Raw genomic sequence first — 7,171 nt, forward strand, 5'->3', positions numbered from 1 at the left:
TCGCTTAGGGTCGACCAATGGCGAAGTACTTCGACGTGCATCCAGAGTCCCCCCAGCCGCGCACCATCGGCTCCGTGGCCGCCGGCCTCCGCTCCGGGGACCTCATCGCGTACCCGACCGACTCCTGTTTCGCCCTGGGCTGCCAGCTGGACAACCGCGACGGCCTCGAACGGATCCGGTCGATCCGGCGCCTCGACGACCGCCACCACTTCACCCTCATGTGCATGGACTTCGCCCAACTGGGCCAGTTCGTCCACATCGACAACAACGTCTTCCGCGCGATCAAGGCCGCGACGCCGGGCAGCTACACCTTCATCCTCCCCGCCACCAAGGAGGTGCCGCGCCGCCTGCTGCACCCGAAGAAGAAGACGGTCGGCGTCAGGATCCCCGACCACGTCGTCACCAGGGCCCTGCTCGCCGAGCTCGGCGAGCCCCTGGTCTCCAGCACCCTGCTCCTCCCCGGCGAGGACGAGCCGATGACCCAGGGCTGGGAGATCAAGGAGCGGCTCGACCACCAACTGGACGCCGTGCTGGACTCCGGCGACTGCGGCACGGTGCCGACGACGGTCGTCGACTTCTCCAGCGGCGAGGCGGAGATCACCCGGCGCGGGGCCGGCGACCCCGAGCGCTTCGAGTGACGCACCGGGCGCACCCGGAGGGCGGTCTCAACCCCACTGGACCCACAGTGACTTGAGCCCGTTCTGGAAGTTGGAGACCAGCCGCCGCGGCGGCCGCCCCGGCACGAGCCGGAGCCCCGGCAGCCGCTCGACCAGGCAGCGCAGCGCCGACCTCAGCTGCAGGCGGGCGAGTTGGGCACCGAGGCAGAAGTGCGGACCGTACCCGAAACTCACATGGTCGTTCGGGCTACGGGTGACGTCGAACCGGTCCGGGTCGGGGAACACCGCCCCGTCCCGGTTCGCGGAGGCGTGGTAGACCACCACCTTGTCCCCCCGCCGGATCGCCCGTCCGCCCAGCTCCACGTCCCGCGTCGCGGTGCGGCGGAAGTCCATGACGGGCGGCCACCAGCGCAGCATCTCCTCGACGGCGGAGGGGATCAACTCCGTTCTCTCGCATAGCAGTTCGTACTGCTCCGGATGGCTCAGCAGGGCGTACAGGCCGCCGGGCAGGCCGTTGCGGACGGTCTCGTTCCCGGCGACGGCGAAGAGGAAGAACATCGTCTCGAACTCCTCGACCGTCAGCCCCGCTTCGAGCGTCCGGGAGAGCAGGCCGCCCGGGGCGGGCCGCCGGGCCAGGCCGTGGGCGTAGGCGAACATGTCCGCCAGGGCGGCGCGGGAACGGGGGTTGACCGGGCGGCCGTCCGGACCGGTCCGAGTGGTCGGACGGCGGGCGAGCGCGGCACGGCCGAGTTCGGTGAGCGCGGCCGGATCGGCGGTGCCGGAGTGGGCGTAGTCGGCGTCCTGGTAGCCGATCACCCGGTTCGCCCAGTCCAGCAGCAACCCCCGGTCCTGCTCCGGCACGCCCATCACCCGGGCCAGCGTCCACACCGGCAGGTCGGCGGCGAGCCGAACGAAGTCCGCCCGGCCCGAGGGGCGGACCTCCTCCACCAGCTCCCGCACCCGCCCGTCCACCGCCCCGGCCAGCTCCGCCAGGGCACGCGGGGTGAACGCCCCGGCGACGATCCGGCGCAGCCGGGAGTGGTCGGGCGGGTCCTGGTTGAGCATCATCGCCCGCGCGAACGCCAGGTCCGCCGGGCAGTCGGGGTCACGGATCTGCGTGGCCCCCAGGTGCGAGGAGAACAGCTCGGGGCTGCGCAGCACGTGCTTCACATCCGCGTGCCGCAGCACCGCCCAGTACCCCGGCCCGCCCGGCCACCCGCCGACGGGAGGCTCCTCGACCCAGCAGACGGGGACGGACTCGCGGAGTTCCCGCAGGAGTTCGTACGGAACGCCGTGGGCGTAGGTGCCCGGGAGGAAGAGCTGGTTCACGTACGCCTGATCGAGGGCCATACCGACGGACGCTACGTCACGCCACCGGTTCCCGGAACGGCCTGGGCGCGGGGCGCGGAAGGGACTGGTCAGGACCGGCTATCCCGTGGCACCGGATGTAGACGCCCCGCTAGACTCCGCCAGCTCGAGCACATGTGCGCTTTCCGTGCGCACGACCTGTCCAAGGTGGGGGGAGTAGATGAACGTGCTGCCGATCGGCAGACGAGAACGACGAAAGCGAGGGGGAGGAGGCCGCGCAGCCGCCTCCGGAGCCCTCCTGTTGACCGTCCTGGCCTCGCTGATGGGCCAGGCCGCACCGGCCCAGGCCGTGGGAGCCGCACCGACGGCCGCCACCGCCTCGCCGCAGGCGGGCGCCCCGGCGGACCCGGGCGTCAAGCCGGACCCGGCCGCGGGCGCGGACGCCCCGGCCGCCGCCGCGCCGGACCGGAAGGCCGACCAGGAGGCCCTCGCCCAGCAGCTGCGGCAGGCCGACCCGAGCGGCCCGTGCCCGGCGGCGCTGCAGCCCAACACCGTGGCGAGCTGCACCGTCGACCAGAGCGGGACCGTCACCTTCGGCATCGACCTGCCGCAGCAGAAGGACCTGCTGCTCGTACAGATCGCCGCCGCCCAGGGATCCCTGATCCCGTCCGTGGTCGCCCCCGACGGCACCGCCGTGACCTGCGACGACCCGGTCGGCCCGAGCTGGGGCAGCAGCCAGTCCCTGCGCTGCGCCACCACCCGGGCCGGCACGTACACACTGAAGGTCGGCACCGTCAGCAGCTCGCCGACCGCGCTCGCGCTCTCGTACCTGCCGCTGCGGTCCACCACCGCCTGCCGCACGATCGGCCCCGCCGACCTCACCCTCGGCGCCCCGACCGTGTACCAGGGCGACCTGGCGCTCGGCTCGGCCGGTGACTGCTACCAGGTGAACGGCCTCGCCGCCGGCGACATGCTCCGCACCGGAGCCACCGTCCGGGGCGCCACCACCGTCGTCTACGACGCCACGGGCACCCCGGTCTGCGACAAGTGGGCCTCCCCCGACTGCCGCCTCACCGGCACCGCCCCGTACCGGATCACCGCCCAGCGCTACAACGCCACCGCCCTGACGTACGACTTCTTCGCGGCGCGGCTCTCCCGCCCGGAGGGCTGCACGCTGGTCGAGCCGCAGGCGTTCGGCGTCTCCCCGGACCCGACCCCGGTCACCCGCTGCCGCACGCTGCGCGTCCCGGAGTCCGCACAGTACGAGTTCGGGACGGTCCTCCAGGCCGACGGCTCCGTCGCCGGCGGGCTGTACACCGCCGACGGGGCCCCGCAGGGCGGGCTCTGCTCCCAGGGATCCTGCGAGCTGACGCCGGGTGACTACACCTGGGCCGTCGACCCGTACGCGGTCTCCGTCGGCGCGTTCGGCATGGCCTTCCACTCGGCCAAGGAGACCCGGGGCTGCGTCGCGGCCAACGACAGCGGTCTGACGGCCGGCCCGGCCACCGGCACCTTCGGCGGGCCGGGCCAGCAGCTCTGCCTGACCCTGCCGACCGCCTCCGGCAAGGGCGTCTACCTGATCAACCGGCCGCCCGCCGACGGCACCACGGCCGGCGGGCGGGTCGTCGACGCCTCGGGCGCCAAGCAGTGCGACATCGGCGGCTCGACCACCTGCAAGCTGACCGGCACCGCCCCGTTCCGCGTCGTGCTGACCGGAACCCCGTCCAAGGCCTACGGACTGGTGGTCCACCGGACCGAGGAGACCGCCGGCTGCACCGCCTGGCCGCAGAGCGGGTTCGACGGCTCCTGGGGCGTCGAGGTCCCGCTGACGGCCGCCGCGCCGCAGGCCTGCCTGCTCCTGCCCGCCGACCGGCACTCCGTATCCGAGCTGATCGACTACACCAACACCAGGAACCAGCTCAACGCCGACGTGACGGTGTTCGACGCGGCCGGCGCGCCGGTCTGCACCGCGGTCTCCTACGGGAACTCGGCCAAGACCTGTCGGCTCGCCACCGACGTCCCGTACACCGCTCTGCTGAACGGCTGGGGAGGAGCGGACACCTACAAGATCGCCCGGCGCGACATCTCGTCGAGCGCGAACTGCCTGGTCCCGGCCTCGACCAGGGTCGGCGGCCCCGGCGCCTCCTTCGACCTGGCCTCGGCGCTGGACGCCCGCTGCGTCCGGCTCACCGGCGCGAGCAGCGACAAGTACACGCTGGGCATCCGGACCTCGGACGGCCCGTACGGGAAGAACGCGCTGCTCAGCGTGATCGACGGCGAGGGCAAGCCGCTCTGCACCCAGTTCGGCGTCTCCTGCCGGCTCACGGGGTCGAGCACGTACACCGCGCTCGTGCTCGCTTCCGGGTACCAGGGCAAGCCGATCCGCACCAGCGTGGACGCCTGGAAGTTCCAGACGGCCGCGGGCTGGGCTCCCGAGTGTGCCGCGAACCCGGCCTCCGTCGACGGCTTCCCGCAGCACAGCGGGGTGCTCACCGAGGACTCGACCGCCTACTGCGCGGTGGTCGACATGAAGGCCAATCAGTCCTTCAACGTGGTCGGCACCAGCAGCGCCACCGGACTTGCCGACATCCCGCAGCTGCGCCTGCTCCGGGGCTCCAAGTGGACCGACGAGTACGGCTACCAGTGCACCTCCTCCTACGGGGCCTTCGGGGGCCGGTGCATGTCCGATTCCCAGGCCGAGCAGGCCGTGCTGGTCGTGACCAACGCCCTCGCGGGCACGCCGGTCGAGTACAGCGTGCAGGGCACCTGCGACTCCTCCTGCCCGCGACCGCAGCCGTGGCCCTTCCTGGCGTCCGTCAGCCCCTCCACCGGCGCCGCCGGGACGAGGGTCCAGGCCGTCGTCCGGGGCTCCGGACTGACCCTGGGCAGCAAGGCGAAGCTGGTGGGCAGCGGCGCCTCCGGCACGCAGTTCCTGGAGACCGTCTCGGTGAACGCCGACGGCACCGCGCTCGACGTGCTGCTCGACACCAGGAGCCTGGCGCCGGGTAAGTACAACATCGAACTCGACGGCGTCTACGGGGTCTCGCTCCCCGACGCCTTCACCGTCACCGCCGCCACCACCCCGTCCAAGAGCCGGTTCGTCCCGATCACCCCGGCCCGCTTCCTGGACACCCGGGACGGCACCGGCGCCCCCGCCCAGCGGGTCGGCGCGGGCGGCGTGGTCAGCCTCCAGGTGGCCGGCGTCAAGGGCGTCCCGTCGACCGGCGTCACCGCCGTCGTCATGAACGTCACCGCCGTCAACCCGACCGGCTCCGGCCACATCATCGTCTACCCCGACGGCCAGCCGCTGCCGAACGTCTCCAACCTCAACTACGAAGCCGGAAAGATCGTCCCGAACCTGGTGACGGTCCCGGTCGTCAACGGCAAGGTCGACCTGCGCAACAGCGCGGGCGACGTCGACCTGATCGCCGACGTCACCGGCTACTACACCGACGGGGCCGCCGGATCGGCGTTCTCCCCGATCACCCCGGCCCGTTTCCTGGACACCCGGGACGGCACCGGCGCCCCCGCCCAGCGGGTCGGCGCGGGCGGCGTGGTCAGCCTCCAGGTGGCCGGCGTCAAGGGCGTCCCGTCGACCGGCGTCACCGCCGTCGTCATGAACGTCACCGCCGTCAACCCGACCGGCTCCGGCCACATCATCGTCTACCCCGACGGCCGGCCCCTGCCGAACGTCTCCAACCTCAACTACGAAGCCGGAAAGATCGTCGCCAACCTGGTGACGGTCCCGGTCGTCAACGGCAAGGTCGACCTGCGCAACAGCGCGGGCGACGTCGACCTGATCGCCGACGTCACCGGCTACTACGGCGACTCCGGCTCGACCTACTCCCCCACCACCCCCGTCCGGCTGCTGGACACCCGCAACGGTGTCGGCGCCCGAGCCGGAGCGGTGAGCGGCGGCGGCGTCGTCAGCATGCGGGTGACGGGCCTGGAGGGCGTGCCGGCCACCGGCGTCACCGCCGTGGTCCTCAACGTCACGGTCACCGAGCCGACGGCGGACGGCCACCTGATCGTCTACCCGCACGGCACCGACCGCCCCGGCGTGTCGAACCTCAACTTCACGGCCGGGCAGACCAGGGCCAACCTGGTCGTCGTCCCGGTCGTGGACGGCCGGGTGACGTTCTTCAACAACTGGGGTGACACCCACGTGATCGCCGACCTGAGCGGCTACTTCACGGCCTGACCCCGTCCCGCCCGTCACGAACGCTGCCGTGCCGCCCGATCCCCGGGCGGCACGGCAGCGCCGTTTCCGGCTCCCATAATGGAGGCCGGTTCAGCGGGTCGGGCGGCGGGGGCGGGCACGTGCAGGACGGGCAGGTCAGGAACGGCATCTACGGCAGCGCCACCGTGCACGGCAGCGTGCAGCAGGCCCGGCAGATGACCTTCCACCAGTACGCGGCACCGGCTGCCCCGGTGGAGTGGCCGGTGGTGATCGGGCGGATCCCGCCGAAGGCGACCGCCTTCCAGCCCCGGGAGCAGCTGCGGGAAGCGATCGACGAGGCTCGGGGGCAGTACGGGACGGTCGTGCTCAGCCAGGTGCTGGCGGGCGGCGGGGGCGTCGGGAAATCCCAACTCGCGGCGCACTACGCACGCGAGGCCGTCGAGACCGGCACCGACCTGGTCCTGTGGGCCGACGCCGCCGAGCCCTCCGCCGTCACCGACCTGTACGCCCGAGCCGCCGTCGAACTGCGCGTACCCGGAGCGAACGGCGAGGCCGAACAGGACGCCGAACGCTTCCTGGCCTGGCTCGCCGCCACCGAGCGCGGCTGGCTGATCGTCCTCGACAACACCACCGAGCACACCCCCGAACAGCTGTGGCCCGTCACCAGCCGGGGCGGACGCGGACGGGTCATCGCCACCACCCGCCACCGGGGAGCGGCCAGTACAGGCGGCGACCGGGCGCTGGTGGACGTCAGCACCTACTCCCCCGCCGAGTCGGCCGCCTACCTGGGCGAACGACTGGAACGCGCGAAATGCGCCCGCTTCCTCGACGAACACGCGGCCGAGCTCGCCGAGGAACTGGGCCACCTGCCACTCGCGCTGGCCCACGCCGCCGCCTACATGGTCAACACCCGCCGCAGCTGCGGCCGTTACCTCGAACTCTTCCGCGACCGCACCCACAGCCTGGACACGGTCCTACCAGCCCGCACCGGCGCCGACGGCTACCGGGGACCGGTGACGGCGGCGCTGCTGCTGGCCCTGGACGCGGCACAGCAGGAGGAGCCGGT

4 protein-coding genes are annotated in these 7,171 nt (G+C 72.6%); 3 read left to right on the forward strand and 1 reads right to left on the reverse strand.

Translation table 11 applies throughout. The features are described 5' to 3' along the window. Positions 1-17 precede the first annotated feature (17 nt). Positions 18-638, forward strand: coding sequence for an L-threonylcarbamoyladenylate synthase (locus ACWDCZ_RS22540; protein WP_049650747.1), 621 nt, complete (start codon positions 18-20; stop codon positions 636-638). 27 nt (positions 639-665) lie between these two features. Here ACWDCZ_RS22540 and ACWDCZ_RS22545 read toward each other — a convergent pair whose 3' ends face one another. Next, entirely contained in the window at positions 666-1,967 is a 1,302-nt protein-coding gene (locus tag ACWDCZ_RS22545; RefSeq protein WP_449816797.1) for a cytochrome P450, read from the reverse strand. A gap of 259 nt (positions 1,968-2,226) precedes the next feature. Between ACWDCZ_RS22545 and ACWDCZ_RS22550 the strand changes: the two genes are divergently transcribed. After that, positions 2,227-6,126: a hypothetical protein gene (locus ACWDCZ_RS22550; protein WP_449816798.1), complete on the forward strand. Its 3,900-nt coding sequence runs from the start codon at positions 2,227-2,229 to the stop codon at positions 6,124-6,126. 119 nt (positions 6,127-6,245) lie between these two features. After that, the coding region (locus tag ACWDCZ_RS22555) for an NB-ARC domain-containing protein (protein ID WP_449816799.1) at positions 6,246-7,171 on the forward strand (926 nt) is incomplete at its 3' end.

The sequence above is a fragment of the Kitasatospora sp. NPDC001225 genome, from assembly GCF_053597855.1.